Source organism: Pseudomonas sp. RGM 3321, from assembly GCF_022836805.1.
Taxonomy (GTDB): domain Bacteria; phylum Pseudomonadota; class Gammaproteobacteria; order Pseudomonadales; family Pseudomonadaceae; genus Aquipseudomonas.
The window spans coordinates 421,096-444,124 of record NZ_JALHBH010000120.1 but is presented as its reverse complement, the minus strand read 5'-3'; the positions used below and the strand labels follow the sequence as shown (position 1 = coordinate 444,124).

General features: G+C 57.7%; 16 protein-coding genes and 1 pseudogene. 4 read left to right on the top strand and 13 right to left on the bottom strand.

The annotated features are described in order from the left end of the window. Nucleotides 1-244 precede the first annotated feature (244 nt). The 3 genes from RGM3321_RS25505 to RGM3321_RS25495 form a co-directional block, all read right to left on the bottom strand. Nucleotides 245-1,306 carry an SDR family oxidoreductase gene (locus RGM3321_RS25505; protein ID WP_244395351.1) on the bottom strand — a complete coding sequence of 354 codons (1,062 nt, stop codon included), beginning with the start codon at nucleotides 1,304-1,306 and terminating at the stop codon, nucleotides 245-247. Nucleotides 1,307-1,424: 118 nt separating this feature from the next. Continuing rightward, nucleotides 1,425-1,787, bottom strand: a complete 363-nt coding sequence (locus RGM3321_RS25500) for an NUDIX hydrolase (protein ID WP_005743561.1) — start codon at nucleotides 1,785-1,787, stop codon at nucleotides 1,425-1,427. Nucleotides 1,788-2,095: 308 nt separating this feature from the next. Then, entirely contained in the window at nucleotides 2,096-3,172 is a 1,077-nt protein-coding gene (locus RGM3321_RS25495; protein WP_244395350.1) for an NAD(P)-dependent alcohol dehydrogenase, read from the bottom strand. Nucleotides 3,173-3,434: 262 nt separating this feature from the next. Here RGM3321_RS25495 and RGM3321_RS25490 point away from each other — a divergent pair. Beyond that, nucleotides 3,435-6,315, top strand: a pseudogene (locus RGM3321_RS25490) (EAL domain-containing protein). 178 nt (nucleotides 6,316-6,493) lie between these two features. Next, complete coding sequence (locus RGM3321_RS25485) at nucleotides 6,494-7,048, top strand: hypothetical protein (protein ID WP_004665039.1); 555 nt, start codon at nucleotides 6,494-6,496, stop codon at nucleotides 7,046-7,048. Nucleotides 7,049-7,168: 120 nt separating this feature from the next. Here the strand turns inward: RGM3321_RS25485 and RGM3321_RS25480 are convergent, their stop codons facing one another. From RGM3321_RS25480 to RGM3321_RS25445, 8 genes are all read right to left on the bottom strand, one after another. Further along, nucleotides 7,169-8,107: a carbohydrate kinase gene (locus RGM3321_RS25480; protein WP_244395349.1), complete on the bottom strand. Its 939-nt coding sequence runs from the start codon at nucleotides 8,105-8,107 to the stop codon at nucleotides 7,169-7,171. A 22-nt stretch (nucleotides 8,108-8,129) separates the two neighbouring features. Further along, nucleotides 8,130-9,611, bottom strand: a complete 1,482-nt coding sequence (xylB, locus tag RGM3321_RS25475; protein WP_244395348.1) for a xylulokinase — start codon at nucleotides 9,609-9,611, stop codon at nucleotides 8,130-8,132. Between the two features lie 9 nt (nucleotides 9,612-9,620). After that, nucleotides 9,621-11,102, bottom strand: a complete 1,482-nt coding sequence (locus RGM3321_RS25470; protein ID WP_244395347.1) for a mannitol dehydrogenase family protein — start codon at nucleotides 11,100-11,102, stop codon at nucleotides 9,621-9,623. A 17-nt stretch (nucleotides 11,103-11,119) separates the two neighbouring features. Beyond that, nucleotides 11,120-12,226, bottom strand: coding sequence for a sn-glycerol-3-phosphate ABC transporter ATP-binding protein UgpC (ugpC, locus tag RGM3321_RS25465; protein WP_244395346.1), 1,107 nt, complete (start codon nucleotides 12,224-12,226; stop codon nucleotides 11,120-11,122). 30 nt (nucleotides 12,227-12,256) lie between these two features. Next, nucleotides 12,257-13,090, bottom strand: a complete 834-nt coding sequence (locus RGM3321_RS25460; protein ID WP_002553633.1) for a carbohydrate ABC transporter permease — start codon at nucleotides 13,088-13,090, stop codon at nucleotides 12,257-12,259. 10 nt (nucleotides 13,091-13,100) lie between these two features. Beyond that, nucleotides 13,101-14,033: a sugar ABC transporter permease gene (locus RGM3321_RS25455; protein ID WP_244395345.1), complete on the bottom strand. Its 933-nt coding sequence runs from the start codon at nucleotides 14,031-14,033 to the stop codon at nucleotides 13,101-13,103. Nucleotides 14,034-14,120: 87 nt separating this feature from the next. Then, a complete protein-coding gene (locus RGM3321_RS25450; RefSeq protein WP_244395344.1) occupies nucleotides 14,121-15,443 on the bottom strand; it encodes a sugar ABC transporter substrate-binding protein in 1,323 nt (440 codons plus the stop codon). Nucleotides 15,444-15,683: 240 nt separating this feature from the next. Further along, complete coding sequence (locus RGM3321_RS25445; protein WP_244395343.1) at nucleotides 15,684-16,589, bottom strand: AraC family transcriptional regulator; 906 nt, start codon at nucleotides 16,587-16,589, stop codon at nucleotides 15,684-15,686. A gap of 129 nt (nucleotides 16,590-16,718) precedes the next feature. Between RGM3321_RS25445 and cobF the strand changes: the two genes are divergently transcribed. Further along, nucleotides 16,719-17,477 (top strand): precorrin-6A synthase (deacetylating), encoded by a 759-nt coding sequence (gene cobF, locus RGM3321_RS25440; RefSeq protein ID WP_244395342.1) that lies wholly within the window; start codon nucleotides 16,719-16,721, stop codon nucleotides 17,475-17,477. Here the strand turns inward: cobF and RGM3321_RS25435 are convergent. Further along, entirely contained in the window at nucleotides 17,474-18,808 is a 1,335-nt protein-coding gene (locus RGM3321_RS25435) for a glycosyltransferase family 4 protein (RefSeq protein ID WP_244395341.1), read from the bottom strand. The genes cobF and RGM3321_RS25435 overlap by 4 nt on opposite strands. Next, a complete protein-coding gene (locus RGM3321_RS25430; RefSeq protein ID WP_244395340.1) occupies nucleotides 18,801-19,160 on the bottom strand; it encodes a response regulator in 360 nt (119 codons plus the stop codon). Before RGM3321_RS25430 ends, RGM3321_RS25435 begins: the two co-directional genes overlap by 8 nt. 333 nt (nucleotides 19,161-19,493) lie before the next feature. Between RGM3321_RS25430 and RGM3321_RS25425 the strand changes: the two genes are divergently transcribed. Continuing rightward, nucleotides 19,494-23,006, top strand: a complete 3,513-nt coding sequence (locus RGM3321_RS25425; protein ID WP_244395339.1) for a response regulator — start codon at nucleotides 19,494-19,496, stop codon at nucleotides 23,004-23,006. Nucleotides 23,007-23,029 lie beyond the last annotated feature (23 nt).

Below are 23,029 nucleotides of genomic sequence, written 5' to 3'. Positions count from 1 at the left end.
TCAACCTGGTCTACGACCGATAATTTAAAGGCTAGCGTGTAATCGCGTTGGCTGCGCCTTTTACCCGAATCCATTAAGTCCTCCTGAGGAAAGGTCAGAAGGTGTAAACCTTATTCAGGACGGGACAGGGCGGTAAAAAAAGGGTCAGCCGAGAGGTTGACCCTTTTTTGTTGCGCCTTTTCGCCCGAAGCAAGTGCCCGCTCTTGTGCCAACGCAGAGCCTTGGCACGAGAGGGCAAGTAGCTTCAGGGGATCAGTCGATCACGGCGCAGCGTTTCAAATACCTCGAAAAACGCATCGTCACTCGCCTGGAACGCCGTGAAGCCCAGTTTGCGACTTTTCGACATATCCGTAACCACTTCGATCGGGCGACCCAGGTCGGCGTCGGTGTGCCACGGCGAAATCAGGCGGCTGATATCACTTTCCTTGAGTTGGTGCTCGCGGACAAGATCGGTCCAGGCTGCCTGATCATCGGCCATTTGCGTTTCCAGCGGGGCAGGCTGGGTCGGGAACTCGGCTGGCTGCAGGCCGAAGTACTCGGCAATCTGCCCCCACATCCAGCTCCAGCGGAATACGTCGCCATTGGTGATATTGAACGCCTGATTGGCCGCAGCAGGCGTCGTGGCGGCCCACAGTTGCTGATGGGCCAACTGACGTGCATCGGTCATGTCGGTCAGGCTGTCCCACTGCACACGCGAGCCCGGGAACACGAAGGGCCGGCCGGTTGCCTTGCAGATAGAGGCATAGACGGCTAGGGTGGTCGCCATGTTCATCGCGTTGCCGACCGCGACACCTGTCACGGTGTGCGGGCGATGGACGCTCCAGGTAAAACCGTCCTTCCTGGCGGCAGCGAAGACTTCATCTTCTTGCGCGTAATAGAAGTTTTCGATATCCAGGCGCGCTTGCGTCTCCCTGAACGGCGTTTGTGGCAGAGTGCCTTTGCCATATGCTTCGAACGGACCGAGGTAATGTTTGAGCCCGGTGACCAGCGCGACATGTTTCACACTGCCAGCGGGCCGCAAAGCGTCCAGCACATTGCGCACCATTGCAGCATTGACGCGAATGTTCTCTGCTTCAGTGGCCTGACGCGACCATGTGGTAATGAAAACGTGGGTGGGCTTCAAATCAGCGAGGGCCGCACTGACGGACTCCGGGTTCTGCAAGTCTGCAGCCACCGGAATTACGCCGGGCCGCGATGAAGGGCTACGGGAGAGGGCGGCAACCTGCCAATCGTTTTCCAGTAACAACTGTGTGATTGCACTGCCGACAATGCCACTTGCGCCAACAACCAGGGCGGTCTGAGTCATGGGGGATCTCCTGAGACGGGGATGAAGGTAATGAACCGTCTGCTGTCTCAGAACAGCATCAGGCCTGACCGTTCAACCTGATCCGGCTGATCACCCTTTGGCGTTGCGCCATATGCTCTCAGGCCCGCTGGGCATATGACTTGACGATGGTCTTGGTCGCGCTGCTGGCCTTCAAATCTGCGAGTTTCTTCGGAGCCAGCCATTTGCAGGCGGCAATCTCATTCTGTGGCGAAGGCTCGCTTGAGGCCGGGACCTGCGTAGTGAATACGTAGTGAGTAACCTGATCTTTCTCATAGACCTCGAGGTAGAGCAGATCAAGATTTTTCAAGCCTGTTTCCTCGCACAATTCGCGCATGGCGGCCTGAGCGGGCGTTTCACCGGCCTCGATCTTGCCACCTGGCAATGCCCAGCGCGATTTTGGTTTGCGTACGTAGAGGACCTGGCCGTCGCGTTTGCAGATGACTGTCGCTCGTTGTTTCATGATTCGTTCACCTGTTAAAACGTCCGTTGACATGAGTATCTGCAAGGACTTCGTGAACTTGAGACCCAGAGGCAGTCAGTGATAGTCACTAAAATGTAATAAATAGTTCATTTTTATGACCGCGACAAGTTCAAGCTGCCGTGCAGCAGCGCAAGCGCGGGCGTAGTGCCGGTGCCGACACTTACAGTGAGTATGAGTATCAGTGGGTTATTGTCTGCAAACAGTTCACGCCTTGCGACGTACGGCATGTTTTCATGCGCGCAGCCATCCGTGGCCGCGCTAGGCACTTCAGGTGCATTCAGCCCGCATCATGCGGCGTTTGAGTCAGCAGGAATTTCCTGCTTGAGGCTGGCCATGTCGATGACGAAACGATATTTCACGTCGCCTTTGAGCATCCGCTCGTAAGCTTCGTTGATGTCCTGCATGGCGATCATTTCAATGTCTGAAACGATGCCGTGTTTAGCGCAGAAATCCAGCATTTCCTGGGTTTCCTGAATGCCGCCGATCAACGACCCTGCCAGGCTGCGGCGTTTGAAGATCAAATTGAAGACTGCCGGTGACGGGTGCGGTTCTGCCGGTGCGCCGACTAGGGTCATGGTGCCGTCACGCTTGAGAAGCGACAGAAATGCATCCAGATCATGCGGTGCTGCGACTGTATTGAGGATAAAGTCCAGGCTATTGGTCTGGGCTGCCATCTGTGCCGCATCTTTGGATACAACAACTTCGTCGGCACCCAGCCGCAAGCCATCTTCACGCTTGTCGGGCGATGTGGTGAACAGCACCACATGAGCGCCCATGGCGTGGGCGATCTTGACTCCCATGTGGCCGAGTCCTCCTAGCCCGACAATGCCCACTTTTTTGCCGGGGCCGACCTTCCAGTGGCGCAATGGCGAGTATGTGGTGATACCTGCGCACAACAGCGGCGCGACAGCGGCCAGATTAGCGTCGTGAGAGATGCGCAGGACGAACTTCTCCTTGACCACGATCTTGTCGGAGTAGCCGCCGAAGGTGTTCTCGCCGCCAAACACCGGACCGTTGTAGGTACCGGTGAAGCCGCTCTCGCAATATTGCTCGTCACCCTCTGCGCAGGGTGTACATTGCTGGCAACTGTCGACCATGCAGCCGACACCCGCGAGGTCGCCGACCTTGAAATGTTTGACGTCTGCACCGACTGCCGTTACCCGGCCAACGATTTCGTGACCCGGAACCGACGGGTAAAGAGTGTTATGCCACTCGTTGCGTGCTGTATGTAGGTCCGAGTGGCAAACGCCGCAGTAGAGAATGTCGATCTGAACGTCCTCGGCACCGGGTGAGCGGCGTTCGAACTGATACGGTTTGAGCACTTCCTGAGCAGACTGCGCTGCGTAACTGTAAGTCTTGACCATGACTGTCACCTGTTCAGTGGGGGGATGTGTAACGCCGCGAGCAAGCATAGCCGAGCTCTGCTCATTTACCTTGCCGGTCGCGACACACCTGAATCTGACCCGCATGGCAGCCGGGTAGTGCCCCACGTCACATGGATGTCATCGGACAGGCAAAGGGTCTGCCAAAAAGGTATGAACTTTGCAACAATGCAGCACCACACTTGTTACCTTTGGTCATGGTTTTTAAGGATGACCGTCGTCGGCTCATGCATCTGGTGTTTCCATGACAGTCTCACATCTGGCCACGGGTATATGCCCGAGCGTAGCGTTCAGTCCAGACACCACGTTGGCTGCCAACCATGACAGATTCGCCAGTCACGCTCCCATAGACGCACTTTTGAGCGCTGCACGGGAACAGATACCGGATATCGCCTGGGCGGCCTACGCTGCAGGCGAGCTGAAATGTCTGCTCGGGCAGGGCGACCCCGCAGTCGTCTGGCCTGCGCACATCGCTGCTGAAGACTTCGACGCATACTGTGCTCAATTGCAGCTCCATCGCAGAATCGCAGGGCAGGGCGAGGGCGTGCTGGGCTGGGTGCTGGCGCCAATGGCCGAAAAAGACCATCCCGTGCTGGTGGATCTGGCTGCCAGGCTGGGCTCACTGTTGCAGACCGCTGCGTTGATCCGGGCGCAGAACACCCAGCGGGTGCTCTATGAAATCAGCCTGCTGGCCAGTTCCACGCTGGATCGCGGGGCTTTTCTGCAGGGTATTCATGAGCAGCTGGGTGCGCTGATCGATGCCGAGAACTTCTACGTCGCACTGTATGACCAGCAAAGCCGCAAGATCACTTACCCGTATTACATCGACCGTTTCGATGACGAAGCGATGGCGCACGAGACGTTCGAATTCATCGACGCCGATCGAATGTCGCTCACCGGGTATGTCTTGAGCACCGGGCAACCCTTGTTTCTGGAAGCTGCTTGTATTGAGCGGGCAAAAGGCGAAGGTCGTTTTTTCTGGGTGGGGCGTCTACCGGAGTTCTGGATGGGCGCGCCCTTGAAAAACGCCTCGGACGAAGTATTCGGCATGGTCGCGATGCAGGTCTATGACGTGTCCCGCGTCTACAGTGCTCAGGACCGCGCTTTGTTTTCCGTGGTGTCGCGGCATGTGGCGATGGCCTTGGACCGGCTGTTGCGGCGTACCGACCTGGAGCAGATCGTGGCACTGCGCACGCAACAGCTTTCGGCAGCTAACGACGCGTTGCGCCAGGAAGTGCGCGACCGTGAACGCGCCGAGCATTTGCAGAGCGCCCTGTTCCAGATTGCCGAGCTGTCCAGCCAGCCCGGCGACATGAATGAGCTGTTTCGCAGCCTGCACATGATTGTCGGCGAACTGCTGGTAGCACTCAATTTCTACATCGCCCTTTACGACAGCGCTACAGGCGAAGTGACCTTTCCTTACTACATCGACGAATACCAGCCCACGCCGCCACGTTCACGGCGTGGGCAGCGTGGCTTTACCGAGTATGTGATAGGCCAGCGGCGACCTTGTCTGATCGATTACGACGATGCCCGCAGGCTGGAAAGCCTCGGCGAAATCGAGGTGCAAAAAAATACCGGTCGTTCTTCTTCCTGGCTGGGCATTCCGTTGTTCGATGGCGAGCAAGTGCGCGGCGTTCTGGTGGTGCAAAGCTATTCGAAGGATGTCAGCTATACCTTGCGTGATCAGGAACTGCTGACCTTTGTCTCTCGCCACATCGACACGGCACTGTCCCGCCGCAGCGCGGCAGAAGCGATCCATACCGCTAATGTGCTCCTGGAAGCCCGGGTTCGCGACCGGACCCGGGAGCTGGATCAGGCCAACGCCAGGTTGCAGCATGAAAACTCCCACGACTCGTTGACCGGGCTGCCTAACCGCAGTCACTTGCAACATCGCCTGAAACAGGCATGGCAGGACTTTTGCCGGAACGGCCAGCAGCTGATTGTCATGTTCATCGATCTGGATCGTTTCAAGATGATCAATGACAGCCTTGGTCACCACTGCGGCGATATCCTTCTGGTGCAGGCCGCCGAGCGGCTGCGCAGTTGCATGCGTGAAGGGGATCTGCTGGCCAGGCTTGGAGGTGACGAATTTGCGGTGCTGAGCATCGATACGCCGTTGCAGACCGGCAAGGACATCGCTCAGCGGATCCTGACCGCGTTCGAGCAGCCGTTCGTGATCGACGATCACAGCGTCTTTTCTTCCTGCAGTATTGGCGTGGTGGGCGCCGACAGCCGCTTTCATCAGGAGCCGGCTGACCTCTTGCGCGATGCCGACACCGCCATGTACCGGGTCAAAAATGGCGGGCGTGACAGTTTCGCGGTGTTCAATCAGGCTCTGCGTCGGGAGGTTTCGGATCAGGTCGAGCAAGAGGGCGCGTTGCGCACCGCCCTGAAGCGTACCGATCAACTGATCCCCTATTTTCAGCCGGTCATCTGTGTCAGGACCGGAGAGTTGCTGGCGTTTGAAGCCCTGATCCGCTGGCGCATGCCGGATGGACGGATCGTCGGGCCGGAAAGCTTTTTGCCCGCGCTGGAGGGGTCGCCTGATTGGCCGGCTGGATATCTACATGCTCAAATGTGTGGTGAACATTTTGGCGCAACCCGAGAACGGCCACTGGCCGCCAGTGCATGTGAATTGCTCCAGCTACAGCATCACCCGTCCGGCATTCGCTGCAGAAGTGCTGGCGATGCTTGCTGAACAGAATGTTGCGCCCTGGCGTCTGTGTCTGGAACTCACAGAGGGGGCTCTTGTGGCCGACCCCGAGCAGGCACGCCTGTCAATGAAGCAACTGGCCGAGCAGGGCATGTCGGTCATGCTGGATGATTTTGGCGCGGGGTTTTCTTCGCTCAGCTATGTGCATCAGTACCATTTCAGCGGCTTGAAAATCGACAAATCGTTTATCTTCGAACTGGCCTCCAGCGTACGCAGCCGGGCCATCGTGCGGGCTATTGTGCGCATGGCCGAGTCCCTTGATCTGAGCGTCGTCGCCGAAGGGGTCGAAGATCTGGAAACACTCGAGCTGCTGCGCGAGATCGGTGCCACCCAGGCGCAGGGTTATTACTTCTCTGAACCGTTGCCGATCGAGCTTTTGACCGTCAATACCGGTCGTGCGGCAGGCTGAAAGCAGCCTGTGTCGGTGAATGTTTGCCGCAAACGGCAGAATGTATGGGTTTTTTTGACAGTGCTGATCCTGAGTGTCTGAATTTAAGTTATAAAAATCAGTGGTTTATGAATTTATTGCGCACTTGGCACTGGACTTGCTGTTGAACCTGCGCAACAGGTTCCTCAGGAGGTGAAAGATGATTATTGGCACGAGTGCGCTTGAGCAGCTTGTTTCCCGGGCTGTGGTTGGGCGCAAAACCGTAGATGAGGTGTCTCAGGACGCATTCAGCTCGGTTGCCGCCGCTGGCCTGACATCAGGTTCGGCACCGGTTACCACGCCGGTCAGCAATTCAACATCGCAAGACAGCAAGCAGGACAACAGCGGTTACAACGAATCCTTCGCGCGGATGATGATCAATCTCAAGTCTGCCGGTGATTCGTCACTGTCGGAAAAGACGGCTGATCGCGACAACGGTGTCATCGGTTCAGTGGCCAGCGCCACCAGCACCACTGACACTGCATCGACGGGTTCGGTAGAACAGAAGTTCATGGACTCTCTGAAGCAGACAGCCGAAGAGAAAGTGCGCGAGAAGCTGACGGGCGTCACCCAGAAAGACTACGACGCCATGGCACCTCAGGACCAACTGGCCATTGACCAGAAAGTCCAGGACGCGCTCAAGGACAAGCAGAACAATGTTGCGGATGACATCAACACCCGCATCAGGGGTATCAAGGCCGGCATGTTGGCTTGATGTTTGCTCGGCGACTTTGATGGCCGTTTCGTGAGCCGGGCGACGCTTCGCTTGCTCCCGAAGACTATCGTCCATACACCGCAACTGATGCGGATGTATGGCGGTAGCGTTTAAGCCTTTTCACCCCAACTGATGCCGATACGGCAGATCCGGCCCGACCTTTGTGCAGGTCAGCGCGGCTGCGCCGACGGCAAAATCCAGCATCTCGTCCAGTGTTTCCCGTGATAGCGTCGACAAGCCTTGTGGCGTATCGAGCTGACGCTCGCTGAGGAAGGTCAGCAGCGCCGCCTGAAAAGTATCCCCGGCCCCGACAGTATCGGCGGTGACCACCGTTTTTGCCGGCACCGACCAGGTGCCGTGCAGGCGGGTAAAGACGCTGGCGCCTTGCGTGCCGCGGGTGACGATGACCAGTTGCGTACGCTTGCCGAGCCAGCCTTCTGCGATTTTTTGTGGGTCGCTGTCCGGGTACAACAGGTGCAGGTCTTCGTCACTGACCTTGATCAGGTGCGCATGTTCGGCGAACGCTGCGACCTGGCTGCGCCAGCGCTGAATGTCCGGTGCCGGGTTGAGGCGCACGTTGGGGTCCAGTGAAATCAGGCGCGCCGCACTTTCGCGGGCGACCAGCGCCAACAGTGTGTCGGCAATCGGCTGCACCACCAGCGAAAACGAGCCAACGTGAATGCCGCGTACCTGCGCATCAAGTTCCGGCAGATGTTCAAGGCGCAACTGCCGGTCCGCGCAGCCGTCGCCGCGAAAGCTGTAAGTCGGCGAGCCATCGCTGCCAACGGCGACCATGGCCAGTGTCGTGGGCGCGTCGAAGTCGATCAGGTGATCGGTATTGACCGTTTCCTTTTCCAGCACGGCACGCAGACGGCGGCCCAGATAATCGGTGGACAGCCCGGCAAGAAAGCTGGCTTCCACACCCAGACGGCGCAGTCCGATCGCAACGTTGAACGGCGAGCCGCCGGCAATCGCATCGAACCCCAATCTGTTCAGGGAACCGCTGTCATCAGCGCGGGTGAAAATATCGAACAGTGCTTCGCCACAAACCAGAAACATAAGTGCTCCATGAAAAAACGGTTCAAACCTTGCGCAGTTGCGCCTGATAACGCTGATAGGCCTGCTGATAGGCGGCCACATTATGCACCACGGGGTGCGTCTCACTGCTTTGATCGAGGCTCACACAGCGTTCGCACAGTTGCCGCAGGTCCTCAGCCTTGCCGTGGGCATGCGACCAGCACCATGCGGCCTGAATGGCCGCGCCCAGCGCGGCGGCTTCTGCGTGGTCGGTGCAGATCACCGGGGTGTCCATGATGTCAGCCACAATCTGCCGCCACACCGCACTTTTGGAACCGCCGCCAATCAGGCGGATTTTCTCGCTTTTGATGCCGCTGTCGCGCAGCAGGTCCAATCCGTAGCGAAGGCCGAAGGTGGTGCCTTCGACCACGGCGCGGGACAGGTTGGCCTGGGTCAGATTGGTACTGTCCAGGCCGACGATGCTGCCGGTGGCATCGGGCAGGGCGGGCACGCGTTCGCCGTTCAGAAAAGGCAATATCAGCACGCCTTCGGCCCCTATCGGTGCCTGGGCGACGGCCTGGTTGAACCCGGCGATATCCAGAGCGAACAACTCACGAATCGCCGTAGTCGCATTGGTCAGGTTCATGGTGCAGATCAATGGCAACCAGCCACCGGAGGATGAGCAGAAGGTAGCGACCGATTCATGTTCGCTGACCCGCGCCTCATCGGCGTAGGCATAGACAGTGCCTGACGAGCCCAGGCTCATGGTGATCAGACCTGGCTGGATATTGCCCGTGCCAATGGCGCCCATCATGTTGTCGCCGCCACCACTGGACACCAGTGCGTCGGGGTTCAGATCCAGCAGTCGGGCGATTTCAGGACGCAATACGCCAACCGCTTCGTGTGCTTGCACCAGTTGCGGCAGCGCCTTGCCCAGACGGCCGCTCGGGTCGATGTGCGCGAGCAGCGGCAGGTCCCACTCACGTGTGCGCACATTGAAATAACCGGTGCCCGATGCGTCTCCGAATTCAGTGCAGCAGTGGCCTGTCAGCCAATAGTTGAGGTAATCGTGGGGCAGCAGCACCTTGTCTATGCGCTCAAACAGTTGCGGGTACTGTTCCTTGGTCCAGAGCAGTTTGGACACGGTATAGCCAGGCGCAATGACCAGACCAAGGCGTTGCAGGGAACCCTGCGCGCCGCCCAGGTAATCCAGCAAACGCTGGTTTTCCGGGGCCGATTCAGTGTCGCACCACAGTTTGGCCGGGCGCAGCACCTCACCTTGAGCATCTAGCAGCACCAGGCCATGTTGCTGACCCGATACGCCGATGCCGAGAATCTGCTGTCCCGACACACCCGATTGTGCCAAGGCATCGCGGGTGGCCAGTTGCAGCGCGTTCAGCCATTGCCCGACGTCCTGCTCGCGGCGGCCGTTATGGTCGCTGATCAGGCTATGTGAGGCCGAACCCTCGCCCAGCACAGTATCGCTTTGGGTATCGAGCACCAGCACCTTGGTACCTTGGGTGCCGCAGTCAATTCCAAGAAACATGAGCGCACCTCAAAGGCGGTTGGCCAGAAGTTTTTCCAGCGTGCCACTGACGCCGAGCTTGCGCAGGTCATTGAGGTTCTGCTCGAAAGCTGCGACAAACCCGGCTGATTTCGGAATGGCAACGCCAAATATTTCCTCAACCTGCAACAGACGCTGGGCAATCAGCGCGTCGTCGGCCACCAGTGCCTGACAGAACTCGGCGCGCGGGTCGGGAATTTTGTAGGCCGTGCCGTTCTCGTCGACACCCTTCAGATACAGCGCCCACGCGGCGACCACCAACGAGGCGCGCTCGAAATTGCCCTGATCGACGATCAGACGATTGATCGTCGGAATGGTGAACTTGGGGAATTTGGACGAACCGTCCGAACAAACCCGCTCCAGCTGATCGGCGATCGCCTGGTTGGAAAAGCGCTCGATCAGTGTGTCTTTATAGCCTTCCAGGTCGATGCCCGGCACCGACGCCAGCTGCGGCGTGACGTCGAGGTCCATGTAAGCGCGGATGTAGCGTACGAACAGCGGGTCATTCATGGTTTCGTGGACAAAACGATAACCCTTGAGGAAGCCCAGATAGGTCAGGGCAAGGTGGCTGCCGTTGAGCAGCTTGATCTTCATTTCCTCGTAGGGCGTTACATCATCGGTAAACTGCACGCCGACCTTTTCCCAGGCCGGGCGACCGTTGACGAACTTGTCTTCCAGCACCCATTGCACGAAGGGTTCGCAGACCACCGGCCAGGCGTCATCGATTTGTTTTTCGTCCGCCAGCTTCAGCCGGTGAGCAGCGCTGGTCATGGGTGTGATGCGGTCGACCATCGCGTTGGGGAAGCTTACGTTGTCTTTGATCCAGTCATGCAGATCGGCATCGCGCAAGGTGGCAAATGCAAGCAACGCCTTGCGAGTGACTGCGCCATTGTGCGGCAGGTTATCGCAGGACATCAGGGTAAAGGCTGGCGTACCTTCGGCGCGACGGCGAGCCAGTGCGGCGCAGAGGAAGCCGAACACCGTCCTGGGCTGATCCGGGTGTGCCAGGTCGTGCTGGATCTGTGGCAGATGCGCCATGAACTGGCCATTGCTGTCGTCGATGCAATAGCCACCTTCGGTGATGGTCAGCGAGACAATGCGGATGTCCGGGCTCGCCAGTTTGTCGATCAATGCCTGCGGGCTGTCGTCGGCCAGCAGCATGCCGCTGATCGAGGCAATGACGCGGGTTTCGGTATCTGGCGTGTCGCCCAGTTCGTAGAGCGTGTACAGATAGTCCTGCTGCGCCAGCGCGTCACGCACGGCTTTGTCTTCAGGTCGCAGGCCGACGCCGCAGATGCTCCATTCAAAGCCTTCGCCGCTGTTCATCAGCGCATCGGTGTAAAACGCCTGATGCGCCCGATGGAAGCCGCCAACGCCGATATGGGCAATGCCCTGACGGGTGTTTTCGAGCGCATAGTCGGGCACAGCGATGTCTGCACCCAGTTGTGACAAATTGTTTTTGGTCAGTTTCATGAAGGGCTCTCCGTAACTCAGGCAGCGACAGTCTGCAAGGCTTTGGTAATCACCAGACCTTGAGCGTCGAACAGGTGGCATTGGGCACTGTCCAGGTGCAGGTTCAGCGTCTCGCCGTACTGGCTGGCCAGGTCGCCACGAATACGCATGGTCAGCGCCTCGCCCGAGCGGGTGCGCACATGGCAATAGGTGTCGCTGCCGAGGCGTTCGCTGACATCGGCGATAACCTGCAACTGGCAATCGCTGTTCTGTGCAAGATTCAGGTGTTCCGGGCGAATGCCCAGCGTCACCGGTGCTCCGACACTCAACCCTGCGCCGTTGACCGGCAGGCTGATGCGGGTTCCGGCATCCAGTTCGACTTCACAGCTGGCGTTGTCCACTCGACTGATTTTGCCCTTGAGGAAGCCCATTTTCGGCGTGCCGAGAAAGCCTGCGACAAACAGATTGGCAGGGTGGTGATAAAGCTCCAGCGGCGAGCCGACCTGCTCGACCTTGCCGCCGTTGAGCACCACCACCTTGTCTGCCAGGGTCATGGCCTCAACCTGGTCGTGAGTCACATAAATCATTGTGGCCTGCAGCTCTTTGTGCAGGCGCGACAGCTCCAGGCGGGTTTGCACGCGCAGCGCGGCGTCGAGGTTGGACAGCGGTTCGTCGAAGAGAAAAATCTTCGGATTGCGCACGATGGCCCGACCAATCGCAACACGTTGGCGCTGACCGCCGGACAACTGCTTGGGCTTGCGTTCCAGCAACGGGCCGAGCTCCAGAATACGCGCGGCTTCATCGACCTTCTTTTTGATCTCGGCCTTGTCGCCACCCGCCAGGTCCAGCGCGAATGACAGGTTCTTGCCCACCGTCATGTGCGGGTAAAGCGCGTAGGTCTGGAACACCATCGCCAGATCGCGCTTGGCCGGAGTGACCTGGGTAATGTCGCGGCCATCGAGTTCGATGGTCCCCGAGGTGACTTCCTCCAGCCCGGCGATGAGTCGCAGCAGGGTGGATTTGCCACAGCCCGAAGGCCCGACGAAGACCACGAACTCGCGGTCATTCACGTCCAGATCTATACCCTTGATGATTTGATGACCATCAAAGCCTTTTTGCAGGTTGCGGATGCTCAGGTTAGCCATGTTGGATTCCTTCTTGTTCTTGGGGTCGGGCTATTTGACAGCGCCGAACGACAGGCCGCGAACCAGTTGTTTCTGACTGATCCAGCCGAAAATCAGGATGGGCGCACACGCCAGGGTCGAGACCGCCGACAGCTTGGCCCAGAACAGCCCTTCGGGACTGGAGTAGGAAGCGATCAGTGCCGTCAACGGTGCTGCTGCGGACGAGGTCAGGTTCAGTGACCAGAACGCTTCGTTCCAGCACAGGATCAGCGATAGCAGTGCTGTGGAAGCCAGCCCGCCCTTGCAGATCGGCATCAGCACGCGAAAGATCTCCTGGCGGGTGCTGGCACCGTCCAGCCGTGAGGCCTCGAGGATCTCGCCGGGAATATCCTTGAAATAGGTGTAGATCATCCAGACCACGATCGGCAGGTTGATCAGCGTGTAGATAATGATCAGCGCCAGCCGCGAATCCAGCAGGCCAAAGGTCTTGGCCAGCAGGTAGATCGGCATCAGCACGCCCACCGGCGGCAGCATCTTGGTCGAGAGCATCCACAGCAGGGTGCTTTTGGTGCGTTTTGTTTCGAAGAACGCCATGGAATACGCCGCAGGAATGGCGATCAGCATTGCCAGGGCGGTGGCGCTGAAGGAAATCAGCACCGAGTTCCAGGCAAAGTGAAAGTAATCGCTGCGCTCCTGAATGTGCAGGTAGTTTTCCAGAGTCGGGGTAAAGAACAATTGTGGCGGTGTCGCAAACGCGTCGATCTCGGTCTTGAAGCTGGTCAGCACCATCCAGAAGATCGGGAAGAACACCAGCGCAGCGATCAGCCAGGACAGGCTCCCGAGCAGAAGGCTTTGCAGGCGGCGTGATTGTTTGAGGGTCATCATGGCAAGGTCCTCATGACTTGTCGGTGAGGTTTTTGCCGATCATCCGGATCAGGATGATCGCCGCGATGTTGGCGATTACTACCGCGATCAGTCCGCCCGCCGAGGCCATGCCGACGTCGAACTGCAGCAGCGCCTGGATGTAGATCAGATACGCCAGGTTGGTCGAGGCAAAGCCGGGTCCGCCATTGGTGGTGGTGAAGATTTCAGCGAACACCGAGAGCAGGAAGATCGTCTCGATCATGACCACCACGGCAATCGGCCTCGCCAGGTGCGGCAGGGTCAGGTGCCAGAAGATCGCAATCGGGCCGGCTCCGTCCAGACGCGCTGCTTCTTTCTGCTCCTGGTCCAGCGACTGCATGGCGGTCATCAGGATCAGAATCGCAAACGGCAGCCACTGCCAGGACACGATGATGGTGATCGACAGCATCGGGTAATGGGCAAACCAGTCGATGGGCTGCGCACCGAAGAACTTCCACACCGCCGCGAGTACGCCGGACACCGGATGGAAAATCAGGTTTTTCCAGATCAGCGCGCTGACCGTGGGCATGATGAAGAAGGGCGAGATCAGCAGTACGCGAACGATGCCACGGCCGAAAAACTCACTGGCCTCGAGCAACGCCGAGATCAGCACGCCGAGGATTACACTGATTGCCAGCACGCTGCCGACCAGCAGCAAGGTGTTACCGGCACCCGGCAGAAAGCCGCTGTCGGTGACGAAATACTGGAAGTTCTCCAGCCCGACGAACTCGTTTTCGCCAGGTGACAGCAGGTTGTAGCGGATCAGCGAGAAATAAATGGTCATGCCCAGCGGCACGATCATCCACACCAGCAGAAGCGCCACTGAAGGACTGACCAGAAACCAGCCCGGCTTGAATCGACGGCTTTTGAGCGGTTGCTGTTCGCCGGACAGGTCCGTGCGTTCAGGGGAGGCTGAGGTATTCATGGGGAGCTCCGAACCGGATTGCACCAGAGTTGTTGCGCAGGTGAGCGGCAGGGCGAAAGCGTTGGCCTTCACCCTGGTACAGGACGGTTACTTTTTCGGGTAACCCGCTCGTTTCATGTCACGTGCAGTCGCTGTTTGCGCATTCTGCAAGGCTTGATCCACGGTGGACTGGCCTATGAGTGCTGCGGAGAACTGCTGGCCGACGCTGGTACCGATGGCCTGGAACTCAGGAATGGTGACCAGTTGAATACCCACGTAAGGCACTGGTTTGAGCGTCGGCGACTTGGGATCGACCTTTTTCAGCGATTCAAGCGTGATGTTGGCGAAAGGTGCGGCTTTCTTGTATTCATCGGTGTAGGTCGAGGCACGGGTGCCTGGCGGCACGTTGGACACACCGTCGGTATCGGCAACCAGTTTGGCGTACTCTTTCGAGGTGGCCCACTGGGTGAACTCGGCAGCATCCTTGGTATTCTTGGCGCTGGTCGGGATCGCCAGCGACCACGAATACAGCCACGACGAGCCCTTATCGGTTGCTTCATGCGGGGCGTAGGTGAAACCGACGCTGTCAGCCACTTTGCTCTGCTTCTTGTCGGTCACAAACGAACCGGCAACGCTGGCGTCCACCCAGATGGCGCATTTGCCGCTGTTGAACAGCGCAAGGTTTTCGTTGAAACCGTTGCTGGATGCACCCGGAGGGCCGGACTGCTTCATGGTGTTGACGTAGAAATTCAGCGCGTTTTTCCACTCTGGCTGATCGAACTGTGGCGTCCACTTTTCATCGAACCAGCGTGCACCATAGGCGTTGGCCAGCGTGGTGATCAGCGCCATGTTTTCGCCCCAGCCAGCCTTGCCACGCAAGCAGATACCGTACTGTTCCTTGGACTTGTCGGTCAGTTTGCCAGCGAATTCGGCAATCTGTGTCCAGGTAGGGCGCTCGGGCATGGTCAGGCCAGCGGCCTTGAACAGGTCGGTGCGGTAGTAAGTGATCGATGCTTCAGCATAGAACGGCAGGGCGAACAGTTTGCCATCCACCGACAGGCCGTCACGCACCGAGGGGAAGACATCGTCCAGTTCATAACTGGCAGGCAGGTCTTTCATTTCCTGCAGCCAGCCTTTCTGGCCCCAGAGTGAGGCTTCGTACATGCCGATGGTCAACACGTCGAACTGACCGCCCTTGGTGGCGATGTCGGTGGTCAGGCGCTGACGCAGGACGTTCTCTTCAAGCACAACCCAGTTGAGTTTGATGTCAGGGTGTTTTTCTTCGAAAGTCCTGGAGAGGCGCTGCATGCGAATCATGTCGCTGTTATTGACCGTGGCGATGGTCACGGTCCCGGCCGTGGCGCTGCCACTGAACACGAAACAGGTGCTGAGGACGGAACTGGCGAGCAGAAGTTTTGCTGAGTTCTTCATTGATCACTCCTCTTCCACGCCCAGTGAGCAGTAGAAGGATGGTTATTGTTTTTTTCTCTTCCGGAGGTGAGGAAGATGTGGATTGATTACACCGGCGTTTGGTCTGAAAGACAAATCCTGCGCCGCACTCTGACTGATACTTTTTTGCACTGATGCACGCAAGGCCGATAGAGCCGAATCGCCCATAGGCTGGCTTCGCCGCAACTGCAGCGTAGACGATAGGCGCTAGGGCAGGGTGAATCAGTACAGGTTTTGTTCGGTCAGGCGCTGCACGGCCAGGCGGCGATAATGCGAGGGCGTCATGCCCTTGAGTTGCTGGAAGCGCCGATTGAAGTTGGAAATATTGTTAAAGCCGGATTCAAAGCACACATCAGTGACCGGTTTGTCGCCATCAGCCAGCAATTCGCACGACTTGCTGATGCGCAGTCGATTGACGAACTCCACAAAGCATCGGCCTGTAGCCTGCTTGAACACTCTGGAAAAGTAGGTTGGCTTCATGCCCAGATACTCGGCAACTTCCTCCAGCGGCAGCTCCCGGCCATAGTGGGCAAAGATGTAATCCACCGCCCGGTTGGTACGATCGACGCTGTGCTCGTCAGCCGTATGGGCGACCGCAGTGCCGGAAAGCAACTGATAATCGTCGCTGGCGGCCAGCAACTCGAGAAGAATGAAGAAATGCCCCAAGCGAGTGATGCCACGTGAGTCGGCAATCTTCTGCATCTGCTTCATGGCCTGACGAATCGTGCGTTTGCAGCGAAATTCGATACCGTAGCGGGCGCGTTCCAGCAGCGGGGTGAGGGTTTTTAGTTCGGCAAACACCTGATTGCCACTTTCCAGCAGTTCATCGGTGAAGTTGACCAGCATGTCGCGCTTGGCCACAACTTCACCCTCGTCGATCTGGCTGATCCAGTTATGCGGCAGGTTGGGGCCGGTCAGAAACAGGCTGGCAGGATTGAAATTGCCGATGTAATCGCCGACAAATACCTTGCCGGAGCTGGCAACAATCAAATGCAGCTCGTATTCCTTGTGAAAGTGCCAACGCACCAGCGGACAGGGGAAACCGTGCTCGCGATAAATGATCGACAGCCCGTTGTGGTCGTCCATCAGTTCGTAGGAAGGGTCGGCGATTCTTGTTGTTTTGCTCATGGCTATGTCGTGTTCAGCAGTTGCCAGAACAATAATGTGCCTGATTTTCAGCTTCAATGCCCGGTCGCTGACAAAAATCACCTACGATCACGCGTCTCACATGATTTGCCACAGTGGAGTGGTTATCCGATGAAACAGATCCTGCTGATCGGCATGGGGGCCGGTGATCCCGAGCAGATCACCTTGCAGGCCATTGCTGCGCTGAACCGTGCCGATGTGATTTTCATACTCGACAAGGGCTATGTCGACGATGAGTTGCTGCGCCTGCGCAAAGAGCTTTGCCAGCGTCATATCACTCATCAGGGTTACCGTCTGGTACAGGTTCAGGACCCACGGCGCGAAGGCGACCCTGACGTCTACGAGCGGGGTATCGAGAGTTGGCACGAGCAGCGCGCCGCATTGTTCGAACGGCTGTTGACCGATGAGCTTGGCGCAGATCAGGTCGGCGCGTTTCTGGTCTGGGGCGATCCGTCACTGTATGACAGCACCATGCGCATCCTTGATCGCGTATTGTCGCGCGGCAGGGAAGCATTCGAGTATCAGGTAATTCCCGGCATCACCAGTGTTCAGAGCCTGGTGGCGCAACATCGGATACCGCTCAATCGCATTGGTGAGTCGATTCACATCACCACAGGGCGACGCCTGGCGACGGCTGTGCTTGAGCAGCACAGCAATGTCGTGGTGATGCTGGACGCACAGTGCACATTCGAGCGTTACGTCGGGCAGGGGCTGGATATCTATTGGGGCGCTTATCTGGGCACTGCGGACGAGATACTGGTGTCTGGCAGGCTCGATGACGTGTGCGAGCAGATCAAGCGGCTACGTAGCGAGGCACGCGAGCGCAAGGGGTGGATCATGGATACGTATCTGCTGCGCAAACCGGGCTAAGCCGGTTTCTCACCCTTGTTGCGGTTCTTCGCTTCGATCCACTGCGCCATGTACTTGGTGCTCTTGTGGTGATGGTGGCGCAGCATGGCGCCGGTGAAGTTCGCCAGCCGATGCTCGGGCAACTGGTTACGAAGGGACTGAATGCGCTCGATCAGGCTCGCGCAGTGTTGCCTATGCTGGTAACGCGCCTGCAGCAACGCCAGCCCGGCGCTCTGCGCCTCCAGCCAGCGGGGCTGGTCTTTATAGAGTCTGACCGCCGCATCAGCGATGTCTTTCGGGTTATCGGCAATGACGCCAGGCCACGCCAGCCCGCCGCTCATGGCTTCTGCGCCAATCGCAGTGGTGATTGACGGAGTGCCGCAGAGCATGGCATCCATCAGTTTGCCCTTGATGCCGGCACCGAAACGCAACGGCGCAAGACAAATACGTGCAGATGACATGACCTGCAGCGCGTCTTCGGCCCAGTGCTTCACATGAAACCCTTGTGCGCCATTGTGCAGCGCCGTTGCCTTGGGTGGCGTGTAGGCACCGTAGATATGCAGCTGCGCTTCAGGCAATTGCTGGCGGATCAGCGGCCAGATCGCGGTTTTCATCCATAACACCGCATCCCAGTTGGGGGCGTGACGGAAATTGCCGATGCTGAGGAAGTGCGCGCGCTCTGCAAAAGGCCGAAAGCTGTCAGGAACGCCGTCAATCATCAGCGGACACCAGTGCAGCAGCGAGGCGGGCAGCCCAAAGGAACCGGTCAGCAATGCCATTTCAACGTCAGATGTCATCAGGTTCAGGTCGCAGCGATACAACGATGCGACCTCGCGCTGCGCCAGCTCGCTGGAGGCTATCTGCTTGAAAAGCCGAGGCGTCGAGGCGTCACAAATATCCCCCGGATCAGCCGCCGAATCACTGTTCAGCGAGTCCTTCAGGATCTGATGGCGTGCATGGCGCAGGCTTTGAAAATCCGACGTTTCCAGAATGCGCAGAGCGTTGGGGCATTGCTGCTCGACGCGCCAGCCGAATTGTTCCTCAATCATGAACTGATCAAAAACAACGACATCGGGCTGCAATTCGCTGACAAACAGGTCAAAACTGCTGTCGTTGAGCGCAATGCGTACTTCCTTGATGCCCAGGCTGACCAGATCGGCCCGATGCTCACCTTCAGTGGCAGGGCTGGCGAAGGTAATCTGCCAGTCCTGCTCGAGGAAGCATTGAATCATTTGCATTATGTGCCCGCTGGCTGCCGAAGAACGCGGCTCGGGCCATACGTAGCCGATGATCAATACGCGTGTACTGGCGTGCGTGTCGGTGTGACTGAAAACAGTTTTGATGTCAGTCAAGGATGCTTTTTACCTTGTCACGCAACTGGTCGATGGAAAAAGGCTTGCCGATCGAGTGCATGCCTGGCGGCACGTCGATATTTTCAGAGTAACCGCTGGCGAACAGCACCGGCAATTGCGGGCGAAGGTCGATGACCTTTTTTGCCAGTGCAGTGCCCTTCATATCGGGCAACCCCTGATCGGTCATCAACAGGTCGATGTGCGTGGTGCTGTCAGCAACAAAAGTCAGGGCCGAAGTGGCGTCCTCGGCTTCCAGTACCTTGTATTCCAGCTCTTCGAGCACATCGACAATCAGCATGCGCACAATGGCGTCGTCTTCGACCACGAGAATGGTGCGGGCTGTGTCCGGCATTGTTGACTCCTTAAACCTGAAAAGTGGTGATAGCGCAGACAGCATGGAATGCCATGTTTCCTTTTCCGGCAGCTCAGAGTAACCGAGAGGCGGCCTGTCCACTGTTAATACAGTCCTTGTATCAGTAAATAAAAACCGGGTGGAAGTTCAATCAACGCACAAATACTGGGAATTGTGAGGGCGATTGACGGCTTTACGTCATGAACGCGATATGTGCGTGAGCTTATCGCCGATTTATGTGTGAAATTTCAATCCTCTATGTCAGAAATAAGAGTGTTTTTCGTTGCTTTGCGGCAAACTCTACGGTTTTGATCCACTCGTCAGGGATATTTCATGAATCGGACGTCTGTTGTCGATGAGCAACGCTTTCGAAAACTACTGGGGCGTAACGTCGGCTTGCCATTGGGTGTAGGGGTACTGAGCGCCGTTTTCTTCATTTTGCTGATCAGTTATCTGCTCACGGCCATACAGTGGGTCGAGCACACTGACCGGGTGATCAATAACACCAACCGCTCGATGAAACTGTCGATAGACATGGAAACCGGCATGCGCGGTTTTCTGCTGACCGGTGATCAGCATTTTCTCGACCCCTATGAAATCGCCAAACCCTTGCTGGTTGCCGAGCTGGACGGACTCAAGAGTCTGGTCGAAGACAACCCGACGCAACAGGACCGCTTCAGGCGTCTGTCCACAATGCAGCAGGAGTGGAATGCGTTTGCTCAGGAGATGATCAATCTACGGCGCAACAACGGCGACTATCAAACTGCCGTGCTGGCCGGACGCGGCAAACGAATTACTGATCAGATCCGCACCGAGTACGATCAGGCTGTCGAAATGGAGCAGCAACTTCGTTTGACCCGCAACGCAGAGGTCACGCGCAGTACCATTCTTTCCGTCAGCCTGTATCTGATATTCGTGGTCACTGTCAGCGCTATCCTGGCGTATATCGGGCGACGGGATTTGCTCTCGCTTTCGGCCACCTACAGCGAAAACCTCAGACTGCAGGAAATCAATGCCGAGCGTCTGCAGAAAGTCGCGTGGCTGCGCAACGGTCAGAGCGAACTGGCCGAACAGGTACTGGGACAGCTGACACTCAATATGTTGGGTCGAAACATCCTTCAGTTTCTGGCTCAGTATCTGGGCGCGTCGGTGGCGGCGGTCTACATTCGCCAGGATCACGGCGGCTTGACGCGTGCTGCTTCCTACGGTTTATCTCGCGAACAGGAGCAGCAGGATCAGACCATTCACAGCGCTGAAGGCATTGTGGGGCAGGCCGCACAACAGGACCGGATCATCACGCTGGATGAACTGCCCGAAAATTACTTCAAAGTGGCTTCCGGTCTGGGTGAAGGCTCGCCGCGCAGCATAGTGGTAGTGCCGACCAGCAATGACGATCAGGTCAACGGGGTGATCGAGTTGGGCTTTTTGCGCGAGCTCACCGAGCAGGATGTAGAGTTTCTTGAACTGATTGCGGACAACATCGGCACCTCGATTGAAGCGGCCCGTTATCGCCAGCGTCTGCAAGAGGTGCTGGCCGAGACCCAGCAACTCAACGAAGAATTGCAGGTACAGCAGGAAGAATTACGCACAGCCAACGAAGAGCTGGAAGAGCAGTCGCGTATTCTCAAGGAGTCTCAGGCACATCTGGAAACTCAGCAGGCCGAGCTTGAACAGACCAACGAGCAACTGGCTGATCAAAGTCAGGCACTGGCCGATCAGCGTGATGCGCTGGACCGCAACAACGAAGAGCTGAGCATCGCTCAGGCCGAGTTGCAGGCGCGAGCGGACGAGCTGCAGCGTGCCAGCAAATACAAGTCCGAGTTCCTTGCCAACATGTCCCATGAGCTGCGCACGCCGCTCAACAGTTCGTTGATCCTGGCCAAACTGCTGGCCGAAAACCCGGGCGAAAACCTGACCGTCGAACAGGTAAAGTTTGCCGAGTCAATCTATTCGGCGGGTAATGATCTGTTGAACCTGATCAACGACATTCTGGATATTTCCAAGGTCGAAGCCGGCAAGCTCGAAATGCGCCCGGAAAACAGCAGCGTATCTCGTCTTGTCGAAGGCCTGCGCAGCATGTTCCAGCCGCTGGCTGCCGAGAAGAAGCTGGCGTTCACGGTCGACATCCAGGCAGGCGCGCCGACCATGCTGTTCACGGATCGCCAGCGTCTTGAGCAGATCCTCAAGAACCTGCTGTCCAATGCAATCAAATTCACCGAAGCGGGTGCAGTCAGCATGGTCGTTTCGCGCCAACCTGGCGCAGGCATCGTGTTTATCGTGCGCGACTCGGGCATCGGCATCGCCGAGGAGCATCAGCAGGGTATTTTCGAGGCATTCCGTCAGGCAGATGGCACCACCAACCGGCGTTATGGCGGTACCGGGCTGGGATTGTCGATTTCCCGTGATCTGGCGGCATTGCTGGGCGGGTCCATCAGTGTCACCAGCGCGCCAGGGCAGGGCAGTATTTTCAGTCTGGTGTTGCCGGAAAGCTATGTCGAGCAAGGCTCTCAGGAGCCAGGCATTGAGCCTGCGGTTTTACTCGCGCCTCCCGCGCCACCGTTGCCGGTTCCTGCCGCGCCGGTCATCCAGCAGTCGGCCCCGCTGCAGGTGGAAACACCTGTGCCTGTATTCGCCGATGATCGTGACAAGGCACCGTTCCAGCGGCGCTGCATTCTGGTCATCGAAGATGAAGTGCGCTTCGCTCAGATCCTCTTCGATCTGGCCCATGAACTGGGTTACGACTGTCTGGTCGCGCATGCCGCGGATGAGGGCTTCAACCTGGCATCGCGCTACACGCCGGACGCGATCCTGCTGGACATGCGCCTGCCGGATCACTCGGGCCTGACCGTACTGCAGCGTCTCAAGGAGCTGGCACCTACCCGACACATCCCGGTGCATGTGATTTCTGTCGAGGATCGCCAGGAAGCTGCGCTGCACATGGGGGCCATTGGCTACGCCGTCAAGCCGACCACCCGCGAAGAGCTCAAGGATGTGTTCGCCAAGCTGGAAGCCAAACTGACCCAGAAGGTCAAGCGCATCCTGCTGGTCGAAGACGATGCGCTGCAACGTGACAGCATTGCACGCCTGATCGGCGACGATGATATTGAAATCACTGCGGTAGGTTTTGCTCAGGAGGCACTGGACCTGCTGCGCAATAATGTCTACGACTGCATGATCATCGACTTGAAACTGCCGGACATGCTCGGCAATGAATTGCTCAAACGCATGTCCACGGAAGACATCTGCGCCTTTCCGCCGGTGATTGTCTATACCGGGCGCAACATGACCCGTGATGAAGAAGCCGAGCTAATGAAATATTCGCGCTCTATCATCATCAAGGGCGCACGCTCGCCTGAGCGCCTGCTGGACGAGGTCACGCTGTTCCTGCACAAGGTCGAGTCGCAACTCTCCAACGAGCGGCAAAAGATGCTCAAGACCGCGCGCAGCCGTGACAAGGTCTTTGAAGCACGCAAGATCCTCGTGGTCGATGACGACGTTCGTAACATCTTCGCCCTGACCAGCGCTCTGGAGCACAAGGGTGCAGTGGTGGAAATTGCCCGCAATGGTCTTGAAGCGATTGCAAAGCTCAATGAGGTCGACGACATCGACCTGGTCCTGATGGACGTGATGATGCCTGAAATGGACGGCTACGAAGCGACTATCGAGATCCGCAAAGACCCGCGCTGGCGCAAGCTGCCGATCATCGCCGTTACTGCCAAGGCCATGAAAGATGATCAGGAGCGTTGTCTGCAGGCAGGTTCCAACGATTACCTGGCCAAGCCCATCGACCTGGATCGACTGTTCTCACTGATTCGCGTCTGGCTGCCGAAGATGGAGCGCATTTAAATGAGGGCTCAATGGCCGGATTT

Bases quoted from the DNA above. Each gene is read 5' to 3' on its own strand.
- RGM3321_RS25470 (WP_244395347.1), bottom strand. From the start codon at position 11,102: ATGAAACTGACCAAAAACAATTTGTCACAACTGGGTGCAGACATCGCT.
- RGM3321_RS25425 (WP_244395339.1), top strand. From the start codon at position 19,494: ATGAATCGGACGTCTGTTGTCGATGAGCAACGCTTTCGAAAACTACTG.
- cobF (WP_244395342.1), top strand. From the start codon at position 16,719: ATGAAACAGATCCTGCTGATCGGCATGGGGGCCGGTGATCCCGAGCAG.
- RGM3321_RS25500 (WP_005743561.1), bottom strand. From the start codon at position 1,787: ATGAAACAACGAGCGACAGTCATCTGCAAACGCGACGGCCAGGTCCTC.
- RGM3321_RS25455 (WP_244395345.1), bottom strand. From the start codon at position 14,033: ATGAATACCTCAGCCTCCCCTGAACGCACGGACCTGTCCGGCGAACAG.
- RGM3321_RS25445 (WP_244395343.1), bottom strand. From the start codon at position 16,589: ATGAGCAAAACAACAAGAATCGCCGACCCTTCCTACGAACTGATGGAC.
- xylB (WP_244395348.1), bottom strand. From the start codon at position 9,611: ATGTTTCTTGGAATTGACTGCGGCACCCAAGGTACCAAGGTGCTGGTG.
- RGM3321_RS25450 (WP_244395344.1), bottom strand. From the start codon at position 15,443: ATGAAGAACTCAGCAAAACTTCTGCTCGCCAGTTCCGTCCTCAGCACC.
- ugpC (WP_244395346.1), bottom strand. From the start codon at position 12,226: ATGGCTAACCTGAGCATCCGCAACCTGCAAAAAGGCTTTGATGGTCAT.
- RGM3321_RS25505 (WP_244395351.1), bottom strand. From the start codon at position 1,306: ATGACTCAGACCGCCCTGGTTGTTGGCGCAAGTGGCATTGTCGGCAGT.
- RGM3321_RS25495 (WP_244395350.1), bottom strand. From the start codon at position 3,172: ATGGTCAAGACTTACAGTTACGCAGCGCAGTCTGCTCAGGAAGTGCTC.
- RGM3321_RS25480 (WP_244395349.1), bottom strand. From the start codon at position 8,107: ATGTTTCTGGTTTGTGGCGAAGCACTGTTCGATATTTTCACCCGCGCT.
- RGM3321_RS25485 (WP_004665039.1), top strand. From the start codon at position 6,494: ATGATTATTGGCACGAGTGCGCTTGAGCAGCTTGTTTCCCGGGCTGTG.
- RGM3321_RS25430 (WP_244395340.1), bottom strand. From the start codon at position 19,160: ATGCCGGACACAGCCCGCACCATTCTCGTGGTCGAAGACGACGCCATT.
- RGM3321_RS25460 (WP_002553633.1), bottom strand. From the start codon at position 13,090: ATGATGACCCTCAAACAATCACGCCGCCTGCAAAGCCTTCTGCTCGGG.